This window comes from Oceanobacillus sp. FSL W8-0428 (genome assembly GCF_038004405.1).
Lineage (GTDB): Bacteria > Bacillota > Bacilli > Bacillales > Amphibacillaceae > Oceanobacillus > Oceanobacillus sojae.
In genome coordinates this window covers 2,910,458-2,936,727 of sequence record NZ_JBBORB010000001.1, presented here as the reverse complement: position 1 = coordinate 2,936,727, position 26,270 = coordinate 2,910,458, and the positions used below count along the sequence as shown (strand labels likewise).

Sequence of the window (26,270 nt, the reverse complement as noted above, 5' to 3'; positions counted from 1 at the left end):
ACAAACATAGGGGATTCCTGAACATTGATTTTTAATGGGCCATATGATGTTCTTATAAGTAATAGGAAGAAATGCTTTATGAAAGCAACTAAAAAAGAAATTCAAACCAGAAATAATATGATGTATTATACACATATTGAAACAGGCTCCAACGCTATTTGTTTTATGTTTTCCGGGTCAGGTTATAATTATGATAAGCCTTTATTTTACTATGCCACCATGGCAATGCTGCAAAATAATATTGATATTATTCATGTTCACTACGCCTATGGAAATGATTTATTAAAAAAGCCGCTTATAGAAATAACAGAAATAATGATGGAAGATATTCGACCTGTTATTTCTGATGTCCTAAAAAATAATCAGTATACAGAAACAATCTTTTTAGGTAAATCACTTGGAACCATTCCAATTGCTAACAACATAATGAAGAATGAGGAATCCTTAACATCAAAAATGATACTGCTTACTCCTCTGCTAAAATTTGATGCGATTTTTGATTCCATCTTGAATAGTCAGCATCAAGGTCTTCTCGTTATCGGCGACAAAGACCATCACTATAATTCGATACAGATTAGCCAGTTAATGAAAACAAACTTTAAGCTTGACGTTGTTCCAAATGCAAATCATTCTTTAGATGTTGATACCTTTGATGCGAATCACTCCATCGCAGCATTATCAAAGATAATAGAAAAACTTCAAGAAACTATTTGCTGTAAGTAGCAAAATAAATGAGAAAGGTAATTTCACGAGTTCAAATCGCATATGATTTGAACTCTTTCTTTGGTTAATGTAACGATGCTTCACCAAAATAAACTTAATTTGTCACCCTAAAATAATATAGGTTGACAAACAAGTATTCATTCACTTATTCTATTAATATTACATAAAGAAAGAGGGAAGTACATTGAAGTTAAAAGATATGATGTTTATGTCACTATTCGCAGCAATTATGGGAGTTTTAGCTATTTTCCCTCCTATTCCAGTTCCCTTTATTCCTGTACCAATCGTAGCACAGACACTTGGCATCATGCTTGCTGGCGGTATATTAGGAGCAAAGCGGGGCGGACTCAGTATATTACTTTTCGTTTTTCTCGTTGCGGTTGGTGCACCATTATTAACTGGCGGACGCGGCGGCTTAGGTGTGCTTATTGGACCAACAGGAGGATATATTCTATCATATCCGATTGCAGCATGGCTTATTGGTTATCTAACAGAAAAAAGTATCCGCAGCCTGACCTATTGGAAGCTCGTATTGATCACAACCCTTGGCGGAGTCATCGTCATTAATATTATTGGCGTTACCTATTTATCTATTTTATCTAATCTTCCTTGGGGGCCGACTGCCATTTCAGCCTTGGTGTTTTTGCCGGGGGATCTTTTAAAAGCTCTTATAGCAAGTGCTGTTATTATAAAATTAAATCGGGTGTATCCGTTGATTGACAGTAAAAAGCGAAATACGTATTAGGTTGGTTAATCTGACAGATCAGCGTGTAGAAGAAGCAGCCTGAATTAGATTCAAGCTGCTTCGCTATCATTTAACTATTCTGGCCGAATCATCCATTTGCTGTTTTTTTCCAGGTATCGGATGCTCCTCCAAAAAGTCCGTATTATAATCACCTGCTATAAAAACATCATGCTCCATAATTAGACGATGAAATGGGATTGTATGATGGACCCCATCAATTAAAAATTCATCCAGCGCCCGTCTCATACGATGAATTGCCTCTTCACGACTGGACCCATATGTAATTAATTTAGCAATCATAGAATCATAATAAGGTGGTATCAGATAGCCGGAATACACAGCTGAATCAACTCTTACACCTAACCCTCCTGGAGCCAGGTACATTTCTATTTCACCTGCTGAAGGCATAAAATTTTTAAAGGGATGCTCTGCATTGATTCTGCACTCGATTGACCAGCCCTCAAATTTAATATCATCCTGCTCGAAGGAAATTTCTTCATTGTTTGCGATTTTAATTTGTTCTTTGATTAAATCTACACCGGTTACCATTTCTGTAACTGGATGCTCTACCTGAATCCTTGTATTCATTTCCATGAAGTAAAATGCTTTACTTTTTCTATCAAAAATATATTCAATTGTTCCGGCACCTGTATAGTCTACTGCCTTTGCAGCCTGAACAGAAACCTCTCCCATCTTCTTCCGTATATCCGGAGTGATTGCAGGTGAAGGGGATTCTTCAATCAGCTTTTGAAGTCTTCTTTGGATGGTGCAATCTCTTTCTCCCAAATGAACAACACTGCCATAGTTATCCGCTAATATCTGAATCTCTATATGCCGGAAATCCTCAATATATTTTTCAAGATACACCCCGGGATTTCCAAATGCTGTTTCAGCCTCTTTTTGCGTAATGCGGATACCTTTAACCAGTTCATCAGCTGTCCTCACAATCCGAATACCTTTTCCTCCGCCACCGGCAGTTGCTTTTATGATAACTGGATAACCAATTTTTTCAGCTATTTCCTTTGCTTCTTCTTCACTTTCTATAATTCCATCTGAGCCTGGCACTATAGGAACTCCAGCTTCCTTCATCGTCTCTTTGGCAACATCTTTTATTCCCATTTTTTGAATAGCCTCCGGCGAGGGGCCAATAAATATAAGATTACACTCCCTGCAAATCTCCGCAAAATCAGCATTCTCAGCCAAAAACCCGTAGCCCGGATGGATTGCCTGAACCTTTGAAAGTGCTGCTGCACTCATGATGTTCGTGAAATTAAGATAACTGTCTTTACTCGATGCCGGTCCGATGCAATATGCTTCATCCGCCAGTTGAACATGCAATGCGTCTTCATCCGCTTTGGAATAAACTGCGACAGTCTCAATTCCTATCTCCTTACACGCACGAATTATTCGTACAGCTATTTCTCCCCTGTTAGCAATTAACAGTTTTTGTATCACTTGCTCCATCCCCTCACTTTACCTTTACTCTAAATAATGGCTGACCATATTCAACCATTTCACCATCTTCAGCTAATATTTCTATTATTTCCCCTGTAACTTCTGCTTCTACCTCATTAAATAGCTTCATTGCTTCCACAATACAGACCACTATATACTTTTTTACCTCACTGCCTTCAGAAACATAAGGATCACTGTCTGGTGATGGTGACATATAAAGTGTTCCTACAATAGGAGATAGGATTTCATAATCATAGTCAGCTGTATCTTTAACATCTTCTATTTTCGCTGATGCGTCTGATGCAGTCCGCTCCTGCTCTTCTTTTACTGATGCATGCTCATGCACTGCTACTGCTTGATTCTGCAGTTCTGTGTTGGTGGTGTTGCTATTTTTTTTCATGGATATCGTCGTTCCATTTGCTTGAAAGGTAAATTCACTGATGGAGGACTGGTCTATTGACTTAATAAGTTCACTTATTTCTTGTATTTTCAGCATTTTTTCTTCACTTCCTTATCATCCAGTTTACAATAAAATATCTCTTTTTCAGCATATACTGATAGAGAAAATACAGGTCGTTCAGTATTTAGTACAAGCAGCGGTGATTTGGATTTCTATTGGTGCATTACCAGGCAATGATGCAACTCCTATTGCTGCTCTGCTCCCAATACCATTCTGCCCCAGCTGTTCATAAAGATATTCTGAAGCAAAATCAGCTAAGTCCGAATGTGCTTGAAAGCTTTCTTGCGCATTAACGTAGACGTTTAACGCTAATATTTGATTTAATTTTTCGTCTTCATTAATTATATTATTAGCGGCATTCAATGCATTTGAAACTGCAAGTCTGACTGCTTTCTTATAAATATGCAGAGGCTCTTCTGAACTGACTTTTCCAGTTTGAATCAAAATGCCTTTGCGTCTTGGTGTCATACCGGATGTGAATATCAAATCTCCAAAACGTGAAGCAGGGATATATTGTCCCTGCGGAATAGGGGAGACATTTTCTTCAGAATGAATCATTTTCGATACCCCTTCACTACTTTTCCAATACGATCTATAGCCTCTACAGCAGCTGAATGATCCTGTGAAAAGTTCATACGAAAGCTATCGGTAAACTCTGGACCAAATTCAGTTCCCGGAGTTACAATAACATTTGCCTGAATACGGAGAATCTTTACAAATTCCTCTATCGTAACAGTTAATTCCGGCACTTTAGGAAATAAATAGCTGCCCGCTTCTGTTGATCTTACTTTAAAACCTTGAATCGAACGCAGCTTTGTAACTAAATCATCACGGATAGCTTGATGCTGCGCAATTCTTTGGGCCATCCACCCCTCCGGCTCATGAAACCAGGTTTTCAATACGGCCTGATTGTAGCCTCCTGCTCTCAACGATACGATAGCCTGCAGTTTTTCCATGCGGTTAATAATTTCAGATGAACCGAATGCTACACCCAGCCTATATCCGCTTAAGGATTCTGTTTTTGAAGGGCCCATAATAGTAATCAGGTTTTCAGGATTTAAAATATTCTGTGCTGCTAAATGCGTGTAGCTATGACCTTCAAAAACCTGTCGTGAATATAGCTCGTCAACGATAATCTGCACATCATAAGCCTGCGCAAGCTCAGCAATTTCTCTAATTTCATCAGGGGAATAAATTACCCCCACCGGATTATTTGGATTCGAAAATAAAAAGAGCTTCACACCTGCTTTAAAGGCTTCCTCCAGCTTTTCCAGATTTAATCCAGCACCTGAAACAGAATGAAAGTAATCCATTTCTATATAAACGACTTCTCCTTCAAAAAATTCTACTAATTTTCTGTTGGCAAAATAATCAGGTGCTACAATAGCAACCTTGTCATTCCGGCTAATAACAGAACCCATTGCTAAAAAAAGAGCTCCTTGTGTACCTGGAGTAATAATTAGATTCTTTTCAGGATCAATTTGTTTTGAGCCAGTGAATGCAGCAAGTTTTCCGGCCGTTATTTCACGAATTTCTTTGCTGCCCCGATATTCCGTATATACCTGTTTACCGCCAACTTGCACACCTTCTACAAAATTATCTAAAGAGCCTGGAATTGGTTGGAAAGCATCGACGTCGCCATGGGAAAAATCAACTGATCTTCCCGGTATCCTATCACCCACCAGGTTCATTGCATCATTATTCTGCCTTCTTTCCTGACCTGGTGCATTCTCAGCACCAAGCTTTAAAAATTTCTTTTCCACAGAATCCATACAAGCACCCTCTCCCGTTTAAGTTTGTAATGAAATCTTTCTGACTTTCTATTTTAATTTCCCCTGCTCATTTCCTTACAAATCCTCTTTTACTGCCGACAGCACATTTTGCAATTGTTGAAATGCATCATGTACTGTCCAGGGATTATAATGTATTTAATCAATTAAAGATGGCAGCCAGGTAGTGAAAAATGGAAAGTATGCGATAATTATCAAACCAACAATCATGGCCAGCACAAATGGCCAAATATGTTTTATCACGACACTGACATTTAAATTTGTAATTGCACTTGCTACAAAAAGATTAACTCCCATTGGTGGTGTGACCACTCCGATTGCTAATGCAGAAATCATTACTACCCCCAGATGAATTGGATCTACTCCCATTGAATTAGTTATAGGCAGCAGTACAGGCGTCAAAATAATAATTGCAGCACTCGCTTCCATAAATAATCCTACAAATAGCAATAACAACAAGATCAAGAACAAAATCAGATATGGATTCGTTGTGATAGAAGTGATTAAACCAGCTATTAATTGTGGAAGCTGTTGGGAAGTAACCAGCCAGCCAAATAAATCTGCAATTCCAATAATCAGTACAACCATAGAAGAAATTAATATGGTCTCATAAAAAATATTCGGCAGATCCTTTATACGTATCTTTTTATAAACAAACATACCCAGGATTAATCCATATATAATGGCTACTACAGCAGATTCCGTTGCTGTAAAAATACCAAGCAAAATACCTCCCAGCATAATTACAGGCATGAATAATGCTAAAATTGCATCAACGAATGACCGCCCAAGGTCTTTAATAGATTGCCTTTCTTCAGATGGATACTTCATAACCAATGCGATAATATAACTGACCAGCATTAACATAATTCCTAAAATAATACCAGGTAAAATTCCGCCGATCAGTAATTTACCAATAGAAGCCCCGCCGACAACTCCAAAAATAATCAGAGTAATACTTGGCGGTATAACCGAGCCCAGTGATCCGGAAGCAGCTACTAATGCAGCAGAAAACCCTTTAGAATATCCTTTTTCGTTCATTGAAGGTACTACAATTTTACCAATAGCTGCAGTTGCAGCTGTAGATGATCCGGTCATGGAAGAAAATATCATCGAAGCAACGATCGTAATCATTGCTAATCCTCCCCGGATATGGCCTACTAATACATTAGCTAAATTAATAATTTTTGCAGATACACCGCCTTTGTCCATAATAGCACCCGCCAGAATGAAGAAAGGGATCGCCAGCAGAGGAAAGGAATCTAAGCCGTTAAAAACCCGCTGCGGAATAAGAGTCAATGGCAGTACTGGATCAGTTAGTAATGCTAATAAACAGGCTATGGCTAAAGCAAATGCTATTGGAATATTCAAAAATATTAACACGATAAATGTAATCATAAGTATTGCTATCACTGTTTTGTACCTCCTTTAAAGTAGCTCCAAGAGACATTTATTCTATTTATCTTGTTCTTCAAAATTTATGATTCCTCTTTTTATTTTTATAATTTTTTCAAAGGCAAAAAATATAGATAGAATAGAAAATACGATTAAGGCTACGTATACAGCACTCATGGGTACTCCTAAGACTGGAGATGTCTGCCCTGCAGCAGATACACTGAATTTAATGCTTTGAACTAATAAAACAGCCATAAATAAAATAATACTGATCTCTACAAAATATTGAATAATTTTTTGGAGTTTTAGTGGTAATTTACTAACAAATGCATCAATACTTACATGAGAAAAATTCTTAATGCCAAGTGCTGCTCCAATTAAACTCATCCATATAAAGGAATATTTAGCCACTTCCTGAGTCCAGCTGACAGGAAAATAGATTATTTCCCGCGCAACAATTTGTAATGTGACAGTTACAATAATGATACCCATTAAAAACACTGCAATATATTTAAATATAGATTCAATTCGCTCCATGACCTCACCCTATTTCTTAGACTTTATTCACTTTCGCAGCTAATATTACCGGGAACCATGCTTCCCGTGGAAGCAAAATGATTAATAAACTCTTTTCCAGATTCTTATCTTAATTCTTCAATTTTCTCTATAAGCTCTTCCCCTTCTGCCTCGTCGCCATTTCCAACAACATTGTAAAATCGCGGGTATACTGCTTCTTTCATCTGTTCTCTAAACTCATTTACAAATTCATCAGATACTTCGTTAATTTCCATACCTTGCTCTTCTAATATTTCTAATATTTGTGATTCCTCTGCAAAAAGTTGTTCTTTATGATATTCCATTGATTCCTCAGTCGCTCTTACCAGTGCTTCTTGTTGTTTATCAGATAATTGATCAAATCTATCAGCATTCATAAGATAGTATCTTGTGGTGAAAAAATGATTCGTTAATGACAAATAATCCTGTACTTCAAAAAACTTCATACTATAAATAGAATTCAAAGGATTTTCCTGAGCATTTACAACTCCCTGCTGCAAGCCTGAGTATAATTCTGAAAATGCCATATTGGAAGTTCTTGTTCCAGGTATGTTTTCAAAGGTAGAAATCATTACTTCACTTTCTAAAAGTCTGATATTAATTCCTTTGAAATCCACCAGTGTTTCAATAGGTCGTACAGAGTTTGTTATCTGACGAAATCCGCCATACTGTATGCCTAAATTCACAAGATTATTATCTTCAAAATCAGCTTGCAAAGATCCCATAATTGACTCATCATCCTCAATTCTCTCCATATGCTCAATACTGTCTACGAGATATGGAAAATCCCAATATACAAGTGATGGAATAAAGTTAGTCACAGCAGCATTAGCCGAAAGTCCAATATCAACCATTCCCATTTGTACACCTTCCACTAATTCTCTTTCCTCGCCTAGTTGACTATTTGAATACACATCTATCTGAAGCTCACCATCACTATATTCCTTTGCAAGATCGGCCAGCATTACCGTACTTTTATGTATTGGATCATCTTCAGCAAATACATGGCCTAACCTGAGGGTAACCTCACTCTCTGAATTACTTTCATTTGAAGGTCCGCTCTCCTCTGCTATTGTGGGTTCCGTTAACTCAATACAACCAGCCAGCATAGAAAAGATACATAGAACTGCCAGGAGACCTATACTTCTCAATAAGCTTCTCACCTATATCACTCCTCTTTTGTTGATATATCATTTAATTCAAGGCTCTTATCCAGTATTTGCTGAATATATTTTTCTCTTTTTCTATAAATCTCTATGGCTTTATCCGTGGAGATAAAAGTAAATCGGACAGTATCATGAGGTCTTACCTGTCCCGCCAAGTCCAAATCAGCTGAAGAAATACAGGCTATTACCGGATATCCTATTGTTCCTCCCCTGCCCCTATGCAGAATAATAGGCTGGCCATGCGGGGTAATTTCTATCGCGCCAGGAATAATACCTCTTGATAAATTCTGCTGTGGTGAGAATTTGGTTAACCTATATTTCTCCAGCCGGATACCAATGTTGTCACTTTCCAAAGAAACCCGGAATTTTGCTTCTTCAAAAAACTTTATATGCTTTTTAAAAATAGCAACATCAGGGCCAGGACATACATTGATTTTCCAAGGAGATTGATACCCTGGTATATCGTCTTTCGGCATACGCATTTTATTCCTTATACAGTTAGTTAGACTTCCATTTAAAGATAACGTATCTCCTTTAGTTAATTTTGTACCGATACCTATCATGCTATCGTAGGATGCACTTCCATGTATAAGCGGGACATTTACTCCCCCTGCAATATTGATGTACACTCTCATACCAGAATGAATCTTGGAAATACGTAATTTCTTTTCTTTTTTTAATATAAAGGTTTCCCATTGAGGCATGACTTCATTGTCTGCTTCAACAATTGCCTGTGCTCCAGTAACACAAACACTGATATCAACATGACTTTTTAATGCAAAATTAAAGGCTGTTACTTCAATAGCCGGTGTTTCAAGCGGATTTCCCAGTAAAGCATTACTTATCTTATAAGCAAACTGATCAAGTGCCCCATTGATACTAAAACCATAATTCTCCAACCCATACCTTCCAATGTCCTGAATAGATGCTATATTTGATTCTAAGATGAGAAGCTCGTCACTCATTTTTGTTCCTCCAATAGATACGGCATATCTTCTACTTTTTTATTTTTATAGAAATCCCATTCTTTTTCATCTATTCTGAAAAATTGTATTAGATCTCCAATCTTAAAGGGGGATGGTGGAATTTGTTCTGGATTAGTAACCTGCAATGGAGTGCGCCCGATCAACCTCCATCCTCCCGGAGTTTCCTTTGTATAAATTGTTGTCTGACTGCCTACAATTGCAATCGTGCCTTTAGGAATCTTCACATAAGGTGTCTCCATTCTGGGAATCGTATTCGGAATTTCAGATTTCCCCATTAAAGGCTGGCCTGCCGGACTTGTAAAAGATAAAAGCTGACTTGGACTGTTTATATGCTTCTGGATAACTTCTTCCTCTGTCATATATAACCTTTTTGCAATCGCCGGTAAGTCAGGACCGAATTCTCCTCCATAAACAACAGGAAGAAAATGTGTATCTCTTTTTTGGACTTTTAATTCAGGATCAAGCTTATTAATAGTTTCTCTGATTATTTGTGTTACAGCTTCTTTGTCTATCAAAATAATATTGTAATGAATTATCACCGTAGTATACGTAGGAATAATACTTAAAAGCCATTGATAATTATCTTCCTTCAGCCTTGCAGCTAAAGCATGTGTCCTCATCCAGGCGTCTTCCGTAAATATTTCAGAAAAAACAACACAGATAGCTGCATCACCATAACTGGTCATCTTGTAGTCATTCATTATTACGCCCCCCTATTTAGTAAATTCACAGTTAAGTGGAAGGGGAAATGCTGATATTGTTTTTCACCAATTCTGCCTTGAGCTTTTCAGCAAGAACATCTGAATTGGCGGTATCACTATGAATACAAAGAATATCTCCCTCCATTTTCATTATTTTACCATCAATGGTTTTTACTGTATTTTCCTTAATCATCTGGATCGTTCTGGTAACCATTTCATCAAAATCTGTTATTACTGAACCTACTCTGGATCTTTCTACCAAAGTTCCATCATTATTATATGCCCTGTCGGAAAAAATCTGTTTAACAACCGTATAGCCCTGCCTTCTCGCTTCCTCTGCCAATTCACCTTCCAGAGCAACTATTTTAATAGATTCATCGAAGCTGTTAATTGCTTCCATAAACGCTTTGGCAAAATTCTTATCCTGAACACAATAATGTCCGAGCTGACCATGCGGAGAAACATGACGCAAAGTTGTATGATGCGCCTTTGTAAATGCGCTCAAAGCTCCAAGCTGATAAAGCACATTTGTCGTTACTTCTTCCATCGTTACATTTATTTTTCTTCTTCCAAATCCTATTAAATCGGCCAAGCCCGGATGTGCCCCGATTGCTACCTGATTTTGAGCAGCTTTTTTAACTGTGTTATTCATTATCACTGGATCGCCGGCATGGAAACCGCAGGCAATATTTACAGAGCTTACGATATCAAGCAGCTTTTCATCATTCGCTACAGTATACCTGCCAAAGCCCTCTCCCATATCCGTATTTATATCAATAGTGTGCTTCATAATATCCAACTCCCTGTATCCGCTTACAATAAATTGATCATAAAGTATTTATTTCAAATTAGAATTGCTTGTAATGTATCGTAACACTCAAATTGTTTTATTGTAAAATACAATATATAAATATTAAATATTTAAAAATCAAATATTTAATGATGTTTAAGAAAAGGTCCACAGCTGTGAAATATGGTTGCCATAAAATAGAAAAACTCTCATTTAACATAAATAACGCCCATACAAAAAAAGGCATGGACGATATAAAACTTCTATTCCACTATGCTCATATTCTTTCTTATTCGTTCCAGGGTCTGACAATATTTTCGATTTCCTCCATAGAATGACGCAGAATTTCATTTATTTTCTTTGAATAACGATTCCCTCCTTCCCGTTCCACAATATAACAAATTCTATCTGGCGGCGGATCTTCCAGCATATAAACATTAACAATTTCATCCTTATAGAGACTCCTGGCAACAGAAACCGGAACAATTGCCCATAAATTAGAATCAACGATAAATTCCTGCAGCATTTTTACCGTATCAATTTGAATATGTGAATTAGAAGATGATCCCCAATGCTTTTCCTGCCAAATTTGATAGTCGATTCCCCAATAAATGTACAGCTGATTTTCAGGGAGAAGCGTTTCATTTGCAATTACCTTTCGCTGCTCTCCTCTTTTTCTCCACTGAACCAGTACAAGCTGCTCAGCAAATAGCTTTTTCAGATGAATATGGCGTAATATGCGCTCCTGCAGCGATAAACCTATATCAATTTTCCGTTGTTCTATCAATGAATAGATTTCATTTGATTGATATGTTCTGACTGCTAAACGAATATTGGGGATTTCTTCTGTGATTTTTTTATACAGGTTTTGAAATATATAATTATGAACACTATCAACAGCACCAATAGTAATGGTCATATTGCCGCTTCTCATTTTCATATTTTTGGCTTCTGCATGAAGAAGCTCGTATTCCAATGCAATCTGATAAAACCTTTCTCCTTCATCCGTTAAAGAAATACCTTTCACCCCTCTGTCCCGATTAAGTAATAGGATGCCATATTCTTTTTCGATTGAATGTAAACGCTGGCTTACAGTGGATTGAGATACATATAAGTGATTCGCTGCTTTTGAAAGACTTCCCAGTCTAATTGTTGTTAAAAAAGCTTCTATTTGATTAAAATTCATACTACCCCTCCCTTTATATCTATTTTACCGATAATTAATAACTATAAATTTAATTTTACTATATTTCAATCATTTGCTACAATTTTTACTAACATGAAAGCTTGAAACACACATTGATCTGTAATCATTTTGAAATTGCTTGTAATCTATCTATTCTCTTCAGCTTTCCTTCAATAATAAAATCGCTTTCAATTATTAGATAATAAAGCTGATCATACATAATTACATACAGAAATACAGATGCTTTCATTATTTGTCCAGTTTAAAGGAGGAGATTATCCATGTCTAACCAACAAATAGAAAAAATACAAAATGAAGGGGAATTCTTTTCTCCTCAGCTGCAGAAAGAGATAAAAGATAAATTTTATTATCTGGATGAAGATCCGAAATATGGAGAAAGATTATTTTTTGAGAACTCCGGTGGATCTCTCAGATTAAAAAGTGCTGTAGAAATAAAAGCATTTATTGAAAGCTTTCCTGATTGTCCAGACAGAGTTCACAACCGTTCCCTTGATTTGCAGGAAATCAAAAAACAAAGCATCGAGGATATGACAAAAGTTATTTTCGGTGCGGATGAAGGCTCCATTATCACACAGCTGTCTGCTTCTCAGGTGATGTTTCAAATTGCTGAAACGATTGCAGAAAATGTCCCCGGCAAAAATATTGTGACTTCAGCGATGGAGCATCCTTCTGCTTATGATGCAGCCTCTTATGCTGCACAAAAAATGGGCATGGAGCTGCGGGTAGCAAAAGCAAATCCTGATACTGGCGGGATTGATGCTGCAGAAGTAGCAGCATTAGTTGACGAGGATACTTGTTTTGTGAGTATTATGTCAGCATCCAATATTTCTGGATCAATTATGGACATCAAAGAAATTACAGCACAGTCCAGGAAAATAAAGCCTGATCTATACGTAATTACAGATGCTGTACAGCATGCTCCTCACGGGGTCATTGACGTAAAGGATACCGGAGTCGATGCCGTTACTATGGCGCCCTACAAATTTTTTGGAAATCGTGGAATCGGTATCGGCTGGGTCTCTCCCCGATTAGCCAATCTACGCCATCATAAGCTATTAGCTAAAAAAAGTGACGAGTGGGAATTAGGGTCTCCAACACCGTCAAATTATGCATCTATTTCGGCGATTGTTGATTATGTCTGCTGGATTGGTGAAAATTACACGGATACAAAGAATCAGAGAGCACTATTTGTAAAAGGTATGGAAAAAATTCACTTACATGAAAGAGCACTTCTTTCTGCTTTATTAAATGGAACGAAAAATGCCAGAGGGCTACGAGAAAATCCAATGGTTACCATTTATACAGATACCCAAAGCCTGCTGCATAAAGATTTAATTGTGGCAATCGGATTTGATCATCTCGATTATTCTGCCGCTGCACGGGAATACGGGAAACGGGGATGTATTGTATTTGAAAGAATCATGGGAAGCCCTTATTCGGAAAGGATGCTGATTACTTTAGGTATCCCTGGCGCCATTCGTGTGTCGCCGATGCATTGTCATGATATATCTGATATTGAAAAGTTTTTAGAAATCACCGAATCTATTTCAGAGCTCGAATAGAGAAAAAAGAAATCCAAACACATAAAAATTCATTTGTATTTGGATTTCTCTTTATTTCAGCCAATCTTTGCTGGCGGCTGGCTTTTACTTTGAAAAGTTTAATTCTCCTCTTCCCCGCCAAACGCTTCCAAATAACGATATAATGTAGACTTACTTATTCCGGTTTCATTTTTGATATCGAATAATGTATAACCATCATGATACATTGCAATAGCCTTTTTAATATTTTCATCCGATTTTTTTGGACGACCTATAGATTTCCCCCGCTGTTTCGCTTTATACATCCCTTGCGTTGTGGATTGTTTGATACTGTCTGACTGGAATTGAAGCATATACATCACCATATTCTGTAAATAAATATTCAGCAATGTATCGCTTTGAATGTCCTCATTCAGAAAATGAATTTTCACATTATCTTTTTCACACACTTTTAATATTTCCATCAAATGATGAAATGTGTCAGCCAAAGCAATCATTCTCTCTACTAAGATACAATCCCCTGATTGTATCTCCATTAAAAGTGCCTCCAACTGATCCCTTTTTTTAGGACTTCCATGTTCTTCGCAATAAATCCGGTCACATTTATTTCTAAGAGAATTTAGTTGATTTTGAGATTTTATATCATTATATAAAGGTCTTGTATAGCCATATATCATATTATCCGCTCCTATTTTATTCCCTAAAGGGTTCCTTTTTAGGAAAACTAGTGCTACAATGTGAAAAGTAATTTAGAAAAGGAGTTCATCATGCAAAATTTAATACAACAATGGTTCAGTAATATCCGGGCTGATATTTTATCCGGTATTGTCGTTGCGCTCGCTCTTATTCCTGAAGCAATAGCTTTCTCTATTATAGCAGGTGTCGATCCAATGGTCGGTTTATACACCTCTTTTATTATTGCTGTCGTCATTTCTTTTGCCGGAGGCCGTCCTGGAATGATTTCTGCAGCCACTGGAGCAATGGCGTTACTTATGGTCCCACTGGTCAGAGATTATGGACTTGATTATCTATTGGCTGCAACCATTTTAACAGGTATTATTCAACTTCTATTTGGTATATGCAAGGTTGCCAAAGTCATGAAATTTGTTCCAAATGCCGTTATGATCGGTTTTGTAAATGCGTTAGCTATTTTGATTTTCACTGCACAGCTGGAACATTTCATCGGTATATCAACAATGACCTATGTATTTGTGGGCATAACATTAATTCTATTATATACCTTACCACGCTTCATCAAGGTAATTCCAGCTCCGTTGATTGCCATTGTAGCATTAACATCCATTGCCATATTCAGTGGAGTAAATCTTAAAACAGTAGGAGATCTTGGAGCCATTACCCAAGCCTTCCCGTCTTTTTTTATTCCGGATGTGCCCTGGACGTTTGAAACATTACAAATTATTTTTCCATACTCCCTATCAATGGCTATTGTAGGGCTGCTGGAAACATTACTTACATCACAAATTGTCGATGACATGACTGGAACAGAAAGTAATAAAAACGGAGAAGCCCGCGGCCAGGGTATTGCCAATTTTATTACCGGATTCTTTGGCGGTATGGCTGGCTGCGCAATGATTGGACAGTCTGTGATTAATGTGAAATCTGGCGGCCGCGGCCGTTTATCTACTTTCATTGCAGGAATCTTTTTAATGTTCCTTATTATTGTGCTGGGTGATCTTGTTGTTCAAATCCCAATGCCGGTTTTAGTAGGCATAATGATTATGGTAAGTATTGGAACATTCGATTGGAGCTCATTTAAATATTTAATGAAGGCTCCCCGGACAGACGCGCTGGTTATGTTAGCTACTGTGGTGATTGTCGTTTATACGCATGACTTATCAAAAGGTGTGCTTGCCGGAGTTCTACTAAGTGCCATTTTCTTTGTTATAAAAATTTCAACAGTTAAAATTTCAAATGACGGGACTCGGTACCACATTCAGGGTCAGCTCTTTTTTGCTTCCATTGATGGATTTGTTAATTACTTTAAAAAATCTGATATACAGAGTAAAAAAATCCAGATTGATTTCTCTGAGAGTCAAATTTGGGATGATTCCGGTGTCGGCGCTGTCTTAAAGGTAGTCGATCTGTTAAAAACAAAAGGCATTCAGGTTGAACTTGTAGAACTGGATACTTCCAGTAAGAAAATAATGGATAAATTGAATGGTGTTTTGTCATCACATTAAAGGAGAGATATTTTATGTATAAACATATCTTACTGGCTTCAGACGGCTCAGAAAATGCGGTACGTGCAGCTAAAGAAGCGGTTAAACTGGCTTCGTATGATAAAGAAGCTATTATCGACGTTACGTATGTTATCGACTATGAAAAGTCAAAAACAGATGTACTGCATTCCAGTTCCAGTGAAGCAATCGACGTGGAACGCCGTAAAAAAAATTCAAAAGTAATCCAATTTCTTCATGATGCAAATGCAAATTTCAAGACTACTATTCTACGTGGAAAGCCCGGTCCGGAAATTGTTAAATATGCCAATGACCAAAAGGTAGATATTGTAGTAATCGGCAGTCGAGGTTTAAATGCACTGCAGGAAATGGTACTGGGCAGCGTAAGTCACAAAGTAATGAAACGCGCGCATTGTCCTGCGTTGATTGTGAAATAATGATAAGCTAATCAGCTTAATCACCTAAAGTTAAAAGAATGTTTACGCCCTTAACTTAAGTAAATAAAACCAGTCCATATTTAAAATCATCAAGATATTTATATAATAACCACCCCTCGCCTTTTTTAAAAACAAGGATACCAAATCTGGATTAAACCCAATTTGGTGTCCTTATTTTAATTTATGTTTGCTGTCTCAATAGATTGGGCTATATAATCATATAGTTATTTATTTTTACACCCATATGCAAAAATTTCTTTTTTCTTAATAGTGCTTTGAACAAATATAGGGCAGGCAGCATGGCTTCAATGAAAGAAAGTCATATAAAGGAGAATTATTATGACATCAACGCTTATAATTGCATTGATTATTTTTAGCATTACACTTATTTTTGTCATTTGGCAGCCTGGAGGTCTGAATATTGGCTGGTCTGCATCAGGTGGAGCTGTCCTCGCTATCTTATTAGGGATTGTTGGATGGGCAGACGTTCTGGAAGTAATTGATATTACCTGGAATGCTACATTGGCGTTTGTAGCCATTATTTTAATCTCCTTAGTTTTAGATGAAATCGGCTTATTTGAGTGGTCTGCACTGCATATGGCTAAAGCAGCCAAAGGCAACGGGCTGAAGATGTTTATTTATGTCAGTATATTAGGAACTGTCGTGGCAGCATTATTCGCAAACGATGGAGCAGCTCTTATTTTGACACCAATCGTACTCGCAATGGTTCAGAATTTACATTTTAAAGCACATATGGTTTTTCCATTTATTATCGCCGGAGGATTTATTGCTGATACAACTTCACTTCCTTTTATCATTAGTAATCTGGTAAATATCGTATCTGCTGACTTTTTTGGAATCGGCTTTGCAGAGTATGCAGTCCGGATGATAATCCCTAACCTTTTCTCCTTTATTGCGACGATTTTAGTTCTGCTGCTTTATTTCCGCAGAACAATTCCTAAAAGATATGATTTATCGAAATTAAAAGAACCAAAGGATGCTATCAAGGATATTAAAATATTTCGTTTAGCCTGGTTTGTTTTGACATTATTACTTATCGGCTATTTTACAAGTGAATTTATTCATGTACCTGTTTCTATTATCGCAGGGCTGATAGCAGTAATTTTTGTCTTTTTAGCAAGACGCAGTCCATATGTACGAGCTAAAAAAGTTATTAAAGATGCTCCATGGAATATCGTTATCTTTTCTATTGGTATGTACGTCGTTGTCTATGGTCTGGGAAATGCAGGCCTTAACTCTGCCCTCGCCGCAGTAATTCAGGCTGCAGCCAACCAGGGATTATTTATTGCAACCTTTGCAATGGGCTTTATCGCAGCAATCCTGTCTTCCATTATGAACAATTTGCCGACAGTAATGATTAATGCGCTTGCCATTGCAGAAACAAGCACATCCGGTGTTCTCAGAGAATCCCTGATTTACGCCAATGTGATTGGATCTGATTTAGGTCCGAAAATCACTCCAATCGGCTCTCTGGCAACCTTAGTCTGGCTTCATGTACTATCGCAAAAAGGAATAAAGATTTCGTGGGGAGAGTATTTTAAAATCGGTATTATTTTAACTGTTCCTATTCTCTTTATTACTTTGTTAGGACTGTACCTGACTCTATTGATTTTTTGAACACATGGTAAAACTTGAGCAATAAACGCAAGAAGTTCAGTTAAAGAACTAAATTCCCTCCCACGAAAAAGAACCAACTCTAAATCAGAATTGGTTCTTTCTTATTAATTGATGCAACTCGCCATATCAAACTATAATTTAAAAATAATCCCCATCAGTGAATAAATAATCACTGTTGAAAAAACAATTGTCATATGAATAAGAGAATAAATAAACATTGATTTGGCCCATTTTTCCGAATCCATCCGTTTGTAGCCAAAAATGCTTAGAGCAAGCCAGCCCGTACCCATTATAAGAGATACAAGCATAAGGCCGACACTTAAAGAGCTTAGTAAAAAGCTGATTCCTATCATAACCACTAAATAAATATTAGTTTGGATATATGTCCGTCTTACTCCTTTTACAACAGGAAGCATTGGAACTCCGGCTGCCTGATACTCTTCATGCCGCCTGATTGCAATAGAATAAAAATGCGGCATCTGCCAGATAACTGCAATCACAAACAATCCCAAAATCGCCGGATGTGTGATATCTGGATACATCGCTGCCCAGCCGATTAAAGGAGGCATAGCTCCGGAGATACTGCCAATCTCTGTATTAAATACTGTTCTCCGCTTGCTCCACATAGTATAAGGAACAACATAAAAAAACAATCCCAGAAAACCCAAGAGCCCTGCCAGCGGGGTTGTCAGGGAAAGCAGAATAATTCCTGCCGCTGCCATGATAATACCCAGCCACAATACCGTCGCGGGCCTGATTTCTCCTGTAACAGTCGGCCTCCCCTGTGTTCTTTTCATTATCGCATCAATATCACGATCATATAAATTATTAAAAGCTCCCGCTGCCCCTATCACGAAAATAGAGCCTAAAAAGGCAAACAGGATTTCCGGCAGCTTCTCTAAAATACCAATCTGGTATGTGTATAAAGATAATGTTAATCCCGCAAACATCGGTATCAAATTGGAACGGATAATTCCTGTTTTCACCGTTTGCGAAAGAATTTTTAGTAAGGACATATTTTGTTTTTGCCCATTTGCTGCTTCTGCCATTTCTGATCTAATCTCCCTTTTACCTATCTATATCAAATTTAAAACATGCAAATAAATATAATTAATTTTAAGCACTAAGAAAAATATATACCATACACTACTTTAATTCCAGTTAATTTGCTTATATAAAAGGTTTTATCAGATGAAATTGTGAACATTAGAAGAACGCGTTTTCGCAATTTTAAAATATTAGAGTTTAAATTGCGTCTGTGCCGGATTTTTTCTATAGCAAAAAAAGAAATCCATGCAGCTTTTAAAGATACGCGGATTAAAAAATCAAAAGTTACTTATATTTCATATTACAAATAGTTACTGTAAAAACCGCCCCTCCCTCTGGATGATTATTCGCACTGATTTTACCGTGATGCTGCTCTGCAATGGCTTTGGCAATAAATAAGCCCAAACCAGAGTGACCGTCTGCACTATTCCGCGCTTTATCCTCCCGAAAGAACTTTTTAAAAAGCTTTACCTGATTTTCTTTTGAAAAGCCTGGACCGCTATCGGCAATAATAAATTTAAGTTCTTTTTCTGATATATATGTTTCCCATGTGATAGTCCCCCACTCCTTCGTATAGCGCAAGCTGTTAATTAATATATTATCCAGCATCTGGTTAATCCGGAAAGGATCCAGGTAAAATAAATCTTGATTGCCTTCCGGATTATGAATAGAAGCCCGCAGCTCAATATTCTGTGCATGACATAGCTGTCTGAACTCGTTCATTTTATTCTGAATAAGCACTTCAGGATTTACTGGTTCTGTTTCTAAATAAAATTCTGTATTCTCATAGCTGGATACATCGTTTAATTCTTGAATTAAACGAATAGATCGCTGGCAGTTTAAAAGAATAGTCTGTAAATACTGTGTTATCCGCTTTGGAAGCTCGTGATTACTTTCCAATATTCCCTCTGCATGTCCTTGAATAATGGTTAACGGTGTTTTCAGGTCATGAGCCACAGCTGCAACCATTTCTCTTCTTTCTTCTTCCATACCCCATTGTTTTTCAAGTGCTTCTTTTAAAGCTGTCTTCATCTTATCAAATGCTGCAACAAGCTGATGCAGTTCTTTAATGTTACTTTGATTATGCATCGTAAAATTTAAATCCTGTTTTTCTATTTTTCCGGCACCGGCGATAATTTCATTAAACGGCTCCTTCATTCGTTTCGCCCAGCGTCTGCCAATAATAAAAGTACACAGAAAAATATATACAAACGGTGTGATAATAGCAAAAATGAATAAACTGAAAAGAAGCATCCGCGATTCTGTATTTGCCGATATAACGGATAATTGATACCGAAATCCAGCCGCTCCAAGAAAATTCTGCCCACTGTCAAAAATAGGATAGTATACAACAATCCGATTGTTATCATAAATATTTTTATTCAGCTGCGTAAAAACATCCTCTCTTGAAGTAAGATAGCGTTCGCTCATACTGCCATATTGAATCTGCCCCTCTGCATTCACAATCTGATAGTCTAATCCCTCTAAAGGAATGATTTTGTCTAACATTGCCTGATTATCCGGATTCAATATATCATCCTGCGCATTCACCTTATCAACCATTTCAGGAATCTGGCTTTCATAGTAATTAGCAGGATTCAATGTTTTGTTTTGATTGATGATAGTAAATAAAAGAAATCCCAGTATCCAGGTAAGCAAAGTTGCCAGAATACTAAACAGCATAATACGATAAAAATGACGGCTTAATTGTTTTCGTAACGTTAACATAATATTAGCCTTCCCATTTGTATCCGACACCCCAGACAGTTGATATATAAGTAGAGAGCGGATCATACTTTTGAATTTTTGCACGTATTTTCTTAATATGCTCTGTGATTGTTGTAGAATCTCCAAAAGAATCTATTCCCCAAACCTGTTCATAAATTTGTTCTTTGGAGAAAACCTGATTGGGATGCATCACAAGGAACTTTATAATCTCAAATTCCCGATATGTGAAGGCCAGCTTTTCATTCTGATAAAATACTTCATAGGCCAATGTATCAATAATGAGATTTTTAGCATGAATCCGATGATAAGCCTTATGCGAATTTCTATGCTCCCGCCGTAAATGTGCAAAAATTCTTGTTTTCAGTTCCTTTAAACTGAATGGCTTTTCTATATAATCGTCTCCTCCTACTACCAAGCCTTTGATTCGGTCATGCTCTGTATTTCTTGCGCTGACAAATAGAATCGGGCAGGATACATGCTGCCGTATCTCTTCACAGAGCTGATATCCGTCCATTCCCGGCATCATGATATCAAGCACAATTAAATCCGGCTGCTGAGGGAGTTGACGCAAGGCTTCCTCACTATTATAAGCAACCAGAATTTGATATCCTTCATCCTCCAGGGAATCTCTCATAAAGGTTACGATATCCTTCTCATCATCTACAAGCATAATTTTACTTTTCACTCTTATCATCCTATCTTTCTTTTCCGAATTCCTATATTTAGTATATAGTCCCTAAAAATTAGAGACAATATTAGAGAGAACATTTTCAGCTTCTGCTCTCGACTAGCTTAATCATTAACAGCAGGACTGCCAACGGTTAGATTAATACCTCTTTTATTCAATAGTTTAGACGTTAAAAATAAAGATATTATAAAGAAGCGTAAATTAACTATAATACCCAACAAGGAAGAAAGAAGCACAATACCAATTTTCAGTATGTGTGCTTCTTTCTTCAATTTATTTTTTATATTATTCCATGCCCTGCTTTCCGCTGTTTTACCACCGTCATCACACCAGCAATCAGATAACCAATACCACCGATGATGCCTAATCCCAGTGTTAAAATAGTACTTAAAATGCCTAAAACGATCAGCAATATACCAATAAGCTTTACTCTTATCCGCTTCCCTAAGAAGACCGCTGCCGTAATACCTAAAAGGATTGAAATAATTGCAACTATAATAACAAAGGTCACACTATTACTAAAAATTTCTATTTGTTCTTCCTGCGTTACACCGCCGAGTTCATCTCCTGTACTTTGTAATCTATCCTCTACTTCCTCTCTGAACTCCTCATCAGAAGCTAAATCACCAAGCATACTGTAGGAATTCATTGCTAAAAGACCATATGATAGAATAGCAATAATAATAAATATAATGCTGATATTATATTTGACTTCTCCTGTTCTCAAAGTCGCAGCCCCCTATTTACATATGAAATTATGTATCGATCTTTTTACCCTTCTTCTATATTAAATCATAAACAGGAAAAATGAAAAGGAATGTAACGGTTTACAGGTAATTTTTTCTTCTTTTTAAACCATCGCTGCCAATCATAATAGTTTAAAAATAAAAAGCCCTATAGGAAAAAAAGTACTGATTACTCAGCAGATTCCCCTATAAGGCTTCATCACTTATTTAATTACTTTGGCTCTAAATCTTCAATTGAATCAATATCCATATATTCCGGAACAACCAGGCCAATTTTAGCTCCCTCTAAATTAGGTCCCAAATCAATTAAGTTATCCTTCTGCTTCTCATAGAAATCTTTGTGTGTTACTGGCAGCCAGGCTGCTAAAGTAGCATCAGCATCTCCAGAAGCAACAGATTCAAAGACAACCGCAACATCTACATCGGTAACCGTTACCTGAAATCCATGCTGTTCCATTGCCGCTTTTAAAACTCCAGAGGATGCACGCTCAGAATCCCATGGTGTAGAAGCAAGTTTAATTTCTGCTCCATTGCCGTCATTAACTCCTTCAGCCCATGTATCTACTCTATCCTGATTGTCTTCCACCCATTGTGCCGAGATATCTTCTATGTCTTCACCAGTTTCTTCCGCTTCATACATAATCTCTTCCATATCTTCTACTTCCCATTCAAACTGGTCAATAAATTTATATGCATCTGGATTATCCTCTTCAAATCCTATTCTTGCTAAAGAATTAAGTGTTTCTTCTCCGCCATAAATACCTTGAGGATCTTCTAAATATTTCATATCCGGATATTGCGCAAACATCCAGTGCGGATTCCATCCTGTAATAATAATTGGTTCTTCATTCTGAATAGCTGTACCTAATTCAGACATCATCGCTCCAGTAGATGATAATTCAACATCCCAGCCTTTTAAATTATCATATTCTTCAATAGCTTTTTCAGTTGTAACAGAAATACCTGCGCCAGGTTCAATCCCGATTATTGTATGATCTACCGCTTCACTATAATTATCCTCGGCACCATCTCCGGAAGAATCATCAGAACTTCCACATGCTGCAAGCAAGAATATAGCCAAAATTGAGATAATAAATCCTATACCTTTCATATTTTTCATAATAAGTATTGCTCCCCTTTCTTCATTCTTTAAAATAAACCTTTTTTAGATACTTTATGTTTTTTATATCTCTTTAATAATTGCTTAACCTACAATTCCTCTTTGAAAGGGATTTTAGCAAGATAATTACTATTTTACCTTTCTAATACAACTCCTTCAAATGTCATAAATCAGCAAATAATCACTTAAAACAGGAAAAAACTGATTTATTTATACTTCAACATGCAAAAGCATAGATTTAATGCACATACCTTGTAATTATACCGTTATATTAAATTGTCATAATATTCTTTTCAAACCCCAAAAATAAAACGACAGACAATTCATCTGCCGCTTTTAGTTTATTTATCATTTAAGGAAAACGTATCATATCATTTTCTAATCAAAGCTCTGATTTCTATACCAGCTTACAAATACTGCAACTACGGCTGTCATCCATATCACAGGAACGACCAAATAAGAAAGAAAAGGTTCATTGAAGTAAAGCTGATCAATTCCGTAATGAAGATGATAATTTGGAAATACAACCAGCCAGGGCATATCCTCCTTACTGCTATTCATCAGGAGACCTTCAACAAAAAAATATAATATAATGATTGGTACACCATAAAGACTAATTTCAATGGTATTCTTTGTTTTTATTCCTAAGAAAGTTCCTGCAACTAGCATGATAATCATGATAGGCAAAACCAATATAAATAGTTTTATGCTAAATAAAAAATGGTTTCCGTAAAGTACAGAGAATATAACCAATACAAGTACTGTTGCTGTAAACGTGACTATCATTTTGTAAATATAGATTTCTTTAAACGAAAAACCAGCTTGCTTTAGACGTCGAATTGTCCTTTGCTCCTGCTCCTCAACCATTAAATTACCTTGCATCAGCATGGTAAGCATTACGAAAATAAATCCAAGTAAAAAAGATAATGAGATGGTTTCTTCCGGAACAAAAGCAAGTAAAGAAATCAAAAAAATTCCACCAATAAAATTAAGTAATACCTGCCCATTCCAGCGCAAATCACATATATCCTTATACAGCAACGCCTTCCACCGATCCAAACGTACCTGCTTTCTTTTTTTCATCATAAATGAATCAACTCTTTCAGCTTGCTATAATTTCCTTTCGACAATGGGATGGTACTTTTTGATGGATTGTCCAGACTGAGACTATAGCTGTTTTTGCTCCAAATAATAATTTCCCGTACACGCTGCAGATTAACCAGATAAGAACGGTGACAGCGGAAAAAGCCCAGCGGCTGTAAGCGTTCTTCTAATATTTTTATCGTATTAGACGACGCAAACTCCTCATCGTTTACAAAAAGATAAGTCTGTCCATCACGAGCTTCAATATAATCAATTTCAAGCGGATTAAAGAGAATGATTTTATCCTCAATTTTTGCACTAATTTTATCTAACTGTACCTGTATACTTGTCATCTCTTCCTCGTGGTTCTCTTTCCCCACTTCTTCTGTATCCTCTATATCCTGCTCCAGCTGCTGAGTACCCCGATTAGAATAACGGTAAACTGAATTGCCAAGACGGATTGCCTCTTCCAATGTCGGTGTAAACAATAGTACTGCTGCGCCTTTATCAGCCAGATGTATCAGCAAATTATGAAGTACATGCTTTGATTGCAGATCCAATCCGAGAGAAGGATCTTCAAATATATATACAGCAACCTGCTGAATTAGTGCTGAAGCAAACAGTAAACGGCGCTGTTCAGATTGAGTCAACTGCTTTGTCTTCTTCAATGCACAGGCCTGTAATTCACATAAATTTAAAATCATTTCTAAATCTGCTTGATGCTGATATAATTTGCACCAAAATTTAAGCATTTGTATCACGGTTAACCGTTTATATAAGCCGTCTGTCTGCTGAAACAGATACACATTTTGAAATCCGCCTTCTGGTAAGGTAATTGCTTTCTTTTTTATCTGATTCGGATGATTTAACAGATCAAACAGATGACCGATATATTCGTTTTCGCATTGAACAGCGACAATATCCTTCTTTTGAACGGTTAAATTCAATTCCGGCAGCAGGATTGTATTTTGTTCAATTTTTCTTAGCTGATTAAAAGAAATTACCATCCAAACTACCCCTTTATTTCATTCGTTTTCTTCATTTTAATCATATAGGAAGCATTGTTATTTAACCATTATTTTAATGGCTGCCGGAATCTTTGTTTGAGCTTAAAGATGCTAACAAAAAAGACAGAGCAACAATTAAGGCAATATTGATAAACCCGACAGGCACAAACCATCCGGGAGCTTCAAATTCCGGTAATGCTGGAATAGCTTGTGATAACGGATCATAGACAACCAGAAATGGAATAATTGCTAGCAATATCATCAGTAAAGCTACAACTATCTGTATTATTTTTTTCATCATATATCTCTCCTTAAAACTGAAATAAACGATACAATAATATTTTTACATAAATTGTTATTAATGCATATCTTTTGAAGTCATAGATTATTCCCCAGGAAATAATCCATGACTCAAAATCTCTATTTGATAATCACGTCTTTTTCCTATGAAAATGGGTTTAGATTTGGAAGATATTCCAAAAGATTGATACCATAATGAAAAGCTACTCCTAATGCAACAGACCATACTCCTATACCAATCGCTTGCCAAATACTCACATAAGATTTTTTAGCCCCTGATGCAATAGAAATCGCTGCACATACGTGATAACAAATAATCGGCCCTGCAAAGGATAGGCCTGCAACACCATATTTTTTGAATATATTCTGCGCACGATTTTTTCTTTTGCTGTCTTTACTTTTATTAGCGACCACTTTCTTTCGCAAACCGGAAATAACCCAAATAAACACCATCACAGACAGCCAGTTACCAACAGCTCCAATTAAAACAACCTGGATACTAGGAAATCCAAAGATAATCCCAATTGGAATTGCTACATACGATTCAAAGAAGGGCACAATAGAAATAAGGAATACACTTAAATACTGCACCCATGTGTCTGCCTCCATTAAATTAATCAATAGATTCTGAAACCACTCCATTAAATATTCACTCCTCATGTGTTTGTTGTCTCAAGCATATGGGAGAGAATATATTGCTGCATTAGAATACTGATGAAGAGAGGGGAGAAAACATTGAACGGAGTCTGAACGATGATGAATGG

General features: G+C 36.8%; 27 protein-coding genes. 6 read left to right on the top strand and 21 right to left on the bottom strand.

Translation table 11 applies throughout. The annotated features are described in order from the left end of the window. Nucleotides 1–78 precede the first annotated feature (78 nt). Nucleotides 79–723, top strand: a complete 645-nt coding sequence (locus MKY30_RS13980; RefSeq protein WP_341084352.1) for an alpha/beta hydrolase — start codon at nucleotides 79–81, stop codon at nucleotides 721–723. Between the two features lie 184 nt (nucleotides 724–907). After that, nucleotides 908–1,468 carry a biotin transporter BioY gene (locus tag MKY30_RS13975; RefSeq protein ID WP_147209817.1) on the top strand — a complete coding sequence of 187 codons (561 nt, stop codon included), beginning with the start codon at nucleotides 908–910 and terminating at the stop codon, nucleotides 1,466–1,468. A gap of 66 nt (nucleotides 1,469–1,534) precedes the next feature. Here the strand turns inward: MKY30_RS13975 and accC are convergent, their stop codons facing one another. The 11 genes from accC to MKY30_RS13920 form a co-directional block, all read right to left on the bottom strand. After that, nucleotides 1,535–2,923 carry an acetyl-CoA carboxylase biotin carboxylase subunit gene (accC, locus tag MKY30_RS13970; RefSeq protein ID WP_156987325.1) on the bottom strand — a complete coding sequence of 463 codons (1,389 nt, stop codon included), beginning with the start codon at nucleotides 2,921–2,923 and terminating at the stop codon, nucleotides 1,535–1,537. A 13-nt stretch (nucleotides 2,924–2,936) separates the two neighbouring features. Next, complete coding sequence (accB, locus tag MKY30_RS13965) at nucleotides 2,937–3,419, bottom strand: acetyl-CoA carboxylase biotin carboxyl carrier protein (RefSeq protein WP_341084348.1); 483 nt, start codon at nucleotides 3,417–3,419, stop codon at nucleotides 2,937–2,939. A gap of 81 nt (nucleotides 3,420–3,500) precedes the next feature. Continuing rightward, the gene (locus MKY30_RS13960; protein ID WP_341084345.1) at nucleotides 3,501–3,941 is read right to left on the bottom strand and encodes a RidA family protein; all 441 of its coding nucleotides are present in this window, start codon (nucleotides 3,939–3,941) and stop codon (nucleotides 3,501–3,503) included. Then, complete coding sequence (locus MKY30_RS13955) at nucleotides 3,938–5,155, bottom strand: pyridoxal phosphate-dependent aminotransferase (protein ID WP_341084343.1); 1,218 nt, start codon at nucleotides 5,153–5,155, stop codon at nucleotides 3,938–3,940. Before MKY30_RS13955 ends, MKY30_RS13960 begins: the two co-directional genes overlap by 4 nt. A gap of 156 nt (nucleotides 5,156–5,311) precedes the next feature. Continuing rightward, nucleotides 5,312–6,586, bottom strand: coding sequence for a TRAP transporter large permease (locus MKY30_RS13950; protein ID WP_246145085.1), 1,275 nt, complete (start codon nucleotides 6,584–6,586; stop codon nucleotides 5,312–5,314). 42 nt (nucleotides 6,587–6,628) lie between these two features. Further along, entirely contained in the window at nucleotides 6,629–7,105 is a 477-nt protein-coding gene (locus MKY30_RS13945) for a TRAP transporter small permease (protein ID WP_147209822.1), read from the bottom strand. 104 nt (nucleotides 7,106–7,209) lie between these two features. After that, nucleotides 7,210–8,286 (bottom strand): TRAP transporter substrate-binding protein, encoded by a 1,077-nt coding sequence (locus tag MKY30_RS13940; RefSeq protein WP_341084340.1) that lies wholly within the window; start codon nucleotides 8,284–8,286, stop codon nucleotides 7,210–7,212. A 5-nt stretch (nucleotides 8,287–8,291) separates the two neighbouring features. Continuing rightward, complete coding sequence (locus MKY30_RS13935; RefSeq protein ID WP_147209824.1) at nucleotides 8,292–9,254, bottom strand: 5-oxoprolinase subunit C family protein; 963 nt, start codon at nucleotides 9,252–9,254, stop codon at nucleotides 8,292–8,294. Then, nucleotides 9,251–9,976: a carboxyltransferase domain-containing protein gene (locus MKY30_RS13930; protein ID WP_156987336.1), complete on the bottom strand. Its 726-nt coding sequence runs from the start codon at nucleotides 9,974–9,976 to the stop codon at nucleotides 9,251–9,253. The genes MKY30_RS13935 and MKY30_RS13930 overlap by 4 nt, the downstream gene beginning before the upstream one ends. A gap of 31 nt (nucleotides 9,977–10,007) precedes the next feature. Then, on the bottom strand, nucleotides 10,008–10,766 hold the full coding sequence (locus MKY30_RS13925) for a LamB/YcsF family protein (RefSeq protein WP_341084337.1): 759 nt from the start codon (nucleotides 10,764–10,766) through the stop codon (nucleotides 10,008–10,010). A gap of 289 nt (nucleotides 10,767–11,055) precedes the next feature. Next, the gene (locus MKY30_RS13920; RefSeq protein WP_341084336.1) at nucleotides 11,056–11,952 is read right to left on the bottom strand and encodes a LysR family transcriptional regulator; all 897 of its coding nucleotides are present in this window, start codon (nucleotides 11,950–11,952) and stop codon (nucleotides 11,056–11,058) included. A 281-nt stretch (nucleotides 11,953–12,233) separates the two neighbouring features. Between MKY30_RS13920 and MKY30_RS13915 the strand changes: the two genes are divergently transcribed. Further along, nucleotides 12,234–13,535 (top strand): aminotransferase class V-fold PLP-dependent enzyme, encoded by a 1,302-nt coding sequence (locus MKY30_RS13915; RefSeq protein WP_341084334.1) that lies wholly within the window; start codon nucleotides 12,234–12,236, stop codon nucleotides 13,533–13,535. A gap of 98 nt (nucleotides 13,536–13,633) precedes the next feature. On the opposite strand, the gene MKY30_RS13910 is transcribed toward MKY30_RS13915, so the two are convergent. Further along, entirely contained in the window at nucleotides 13,634–14,191 is a 558-nt protein-coding gene (locus MKY30_RS13910; protein WP_147209829.1) for a recombinase family protein, read from the bottom strand. Nucleotides 14,192–14,278: 87 nt separating this feature from the next. Between MKY30_RS13910 and MKY30_RS13905 the strand changes: the two genes are divergently transcribed. The 3 genes from MKY30_RS13905 to MKY30_RS13895 all read left to right on the top strand — a co-directional run bounded on the left by MKY30_RS13905 (nucleotide 14,279) and on the right by MKY30_RS13895 (nucleotide 17,787). Then, a complete protein-coding gene (locus MKY30_RS13905) occupies nucleotides 14,279–15,715 on the top strand; it encodes a SulP family inorganic anion transporter (RefSeq protein WP_147209945.1) in 1,437 nt (478 codons plus the stop codon). A 14-nt stretch (nucleotides 15,716–15,729) separates the two neighbouring features. Beyond that, the gene (locus MKY30_RS13900; RefSeq protein ID WP_147209830.1) at nucleotides 15,730–16,149 is read left to right on the top strand and encodes a universal stress protein; all 420 of its coding nucleotides are present in this window, start codon (nucleotides 15,730–15,732) and stop codon (nucleotides 16,147–16,149) included. 339 nt (nucleotides 16,150–16,488) lie between these two features. After that, nucleotides 16,489–17,787 (top strand): arsenic transporter, encoded by a 1,299-nt coding sequence (locus MKY30_RS13895; protein ID WP_147209831.1) that lies wholly within the window; start codon nucleotides 16,489–16,491, stop codon nucleotides 17,785–17,787. A 131-nt stretch (nucleotides 17,788–17,918) separates the two neighbouring features. Here the strand turns inward: MKY30_RS13895 and cyoE are convergent, their stop codons facing one another. The 9 genes from cyoE to MKY30_RS13850 form a co-directional block, all read right to left on the bottom strand. Next, nucleotides 17,919–18,836 carry a heme o synthase gene (gene cyoE, locus MKY30_RS13890; RefSeq protein ID WP_147209832.1) on the bottom strand — a complete coding sequence of 306 codons (918 nt, stop codon included), beginning with the start codon at nucleotides 18,834–18,836 and terminating at the stop codon, nucleotides 17,919–17,921. A 283-nt stretch (nucleotides 18,837–19,119) separates the two neighbouring features. Next, nucleotides 19,120–20,562 carry a sensor histidine kinase gene (locus MKY30_RS13885; protein WP_341084331.1) on the bottom strand — a complete coding sequence of 481 codons (1,443 nt, stop codon included), beginning with the start codon at nucleotides 20,560–20,562 and terminating at the stop codon, nucleotides 19,120–19,122. Nucleotides 20,563–20,566: 4 nt separating this feature from the next. Further along, nucleotides 20,567–21,256 (bottom strand): response regulator transcription factor, encoded by a 690-nt coding sequence (locus tag MKY30_RS13880; protein ID WP_445667716.1) that lies wholly within the window; start codon nucleotides 21,254–21,256, stop codon nucleotides 20,567–20,569. A 274-nt stretch (nucleotides 21,257–21,530) separates the two neighbouring features. Then, on the bottom strand, nucleotides 21,531–21,977 hold the full coding sequence (locus tag MKY30_RS13875) for a DUF4064 domain-containing protein (protein ID WP_341084327.1): 447 nt from the start codon (nucleotides 21,975–21,977) through the stop codon (nucleotides 21,531–21,533). Between the two features lie 230 nt (nucleotides 21,978–22,207). Further along, nucleotides 22,208–23,116 (bottom strand): glycine betaine ABC transporter substrate-binding protein, encoded by a 909-nt coding sequence (locus MKY30_RS13870; protein ID WP_341084323.1) that lies wholly within the window; start codon nucleotides 23,114–23,116, stop codon nucleotides 22,208–22,210. Nucleotides 23,117–23,494: 378 nt separating this feature from the next. Beyond that, entirely contained in the window at nucleotides 23,495–24,202 is a 708-nt protein-coding gene (locus MKY30_RS13865) for an ABC transporter permease (RefSeq protein ID WP_341084321.1), read from the bottom strand. After that, nucleotides 24,199–25,206 carry a LytTR family transcriptional regulator DNA-binding domain-containing protein gene (locus MKY30_RS13860; protein ID WP_341084319.1) on the bottom strand — a complete coding sequence of 336 codons (1,008 nt, stop codon included), beginning with the start codon at nucleotides 25,204–25,206 and terminating at the stop codon, nucleotides 24,199–24,201. The genes MKY30_RS13865 and MKY30_RS13860 overlap by 4 nt, the downstream gene beginning before the upstream one ends. A 73-nt stretch (nucleotides 25,207–25,279) precedes the next feature. Beyond that, nucleotides 25,280–25,504, bottom strand: coding sequence for a hypothetical protein (locus tag MKY30_RS13855; protein WP_186813582.1), 225 nt, complete (start codon nucleotides 25,502–25,504; stop codon nucleotides 25,280–25,282). A 146-nt stretch (nucleotides 25,505–25,650) separates the two neighbouring features. Beyond that, nucleotides 25,651–26,148 (bottom strand): small multi-drug export protein, encoded by a 498-nt coding sequence (locus MKY30_RS13850; RefSeq protein ID WP_147209840.1) that lies wholly within the window; start codon nucleotides 26,146–26,148, stop codon nucleotides 25,651–25,653. Between the last annotated feature and the right edge of the window lie 122 nt (nucleotides 26,149–26,270).

Bases quoted from the DNA above. Each gene is read 5' to 3' on its own strand.
- MKY30_RS13855 (WP_186813582.1), bottom strand. From the start codon at position 25,504: ATGAAAAAAATAATACAGATAGTTGTAGCTTTACTGATGATATTGCTA.
- MKY30_RS13945 (WP_147209822.1), bottom strand. From the start codon at position 7,105: ATGGAGCGAATTGAATCTATATTTAAATATATTGCAGTGTTTTTAATG.
- MKY30_RS13910 (WP_147209829.1), bottom strand. From the start codon at position 14,191: ATGATATATGGCTATACAAGACCTTTATATAATGATATAAAATCTCAA.
- MKY30_RS13865 (WP_341084321.1), bottom strand. From the start codon at position 24,202: ATGATGAAAAAAAGAAAGCAGGTACGTTTGGATCGGTGGAAGGCGTTG.
- MKY30_RS13850 (WP_147209840.1), bottom strand. From the start codon at position 26,148: ATGGAGTGGTTTCAGAATCTATTGATTAATTTAATGGAGGCAGACACA.
- MKY30_RS13885 (WP_341084331.1), bottom strand. From the start codon at position 20,562: ATGTTAACGTTACGAAAACAATTAAGCCGTCATTTTTATCGTATTATG.
- cyoE (WP_147209832.1), bottom strand. From the start codon at position 18,836: ATGGCAGAAGCAGCAAATGGGCAAAAACAAAATATGTCCTTACTAAAA.
- MKY30_RS13980 (WP_341084352.1), top strand. From the start codon at position 79: ATGAAAGCAACTAAAAAAGAAATTCAAACCAGAAATAATATGATGTAT.
- MKY30_RS13900 (WP_147209830.1), top strand. From the start codon at position 15,730: ATGTATAAACATATCTTACTGGCTTCAGACGGCTCAGAAAATGCGGTA.
- MKY30_RS13925 (WP_341084337.1), bottom strand. From the start codon at position 10,766: ATGAAGCACACTATTGATATAAATACGGATATGGGAGAGGGCTTTGGC.
- MKY30_RS13920 (WP_341084336.1), bottom strand. From the start codon at position 11,952: ATGAATTTTAATCAAATAGAAGCTTTTTTAACAACAATTAGACTGGGA.
- MKY30_RS13880 (WP_445667716.1), bottom strand. From the start codon at position 21,256: ATGATAAGAGTGAAAAGTAAAATTATGCTTGTAGATGATGAGAAGGAT.
- MKY30_RS13930 (WP_156987336.1), bottom strand. From the start codon at position 9,976: ATGAATGACTACAAGATGACCAGTTATGGTGATGCAGCTATCTGTGTT.
- MKY30_RS13915 (WP_341084334.1), top strand. From the start codon at position 12,234: ATGTCTAACCAACAAATAGAAAAAATACAAAATGAAGGGGAATTCTTT.
- MKY30_RS13935 (WP_147209824.1), bottom strand. From the start codon at position 9,254: ATGAGTGACGAGCTTCTCATCTTAGAATCAAATATAGCATCTATTCAG.
- MKY30_RS13860 (WP_341084319.1), bottom strand. From the start codon at position 25,206: ATGGTAATTTCTTTTAATCAGCTAAGAAAAATTGAACAAAATACAATC.
- MKY30_RS13895 (WP_147209831.1), top strand. From the start codon at position 16,489: ATGACATCAACGCTTATAATTGCATTGATTATTTTTAGCATTACACTT.
- accB (WP_341084348.1), bottom strand. From the start codon at position 3,419: ATGCTGAAAATACAAGAAATAAGTGAACTTATTAAGTCAATAGACCAG.
- MKY30_RS13870 (WP_341084323.1), bottom strand. From the start codon at position 23,116: ATGAAAAATATGAAAGGTATAGGATTTATTATCTCAATTTTGGCTATA.
- MKY30_RS13960 (WP_341084345.1), bottom strand. From the start codon at position 3,941: ATGATTCATTCTGAAGAAAATGTCTCCCCTATTCCGCAGGGACAATAT.
- MKY30_RS13955 (WP_341084343.1), bottom strand. From the start codon at position 5,155: ATGGATTCTGTGGAAAAGAAATTTTTAAAGCTTGGTGCTGAGAATGCA.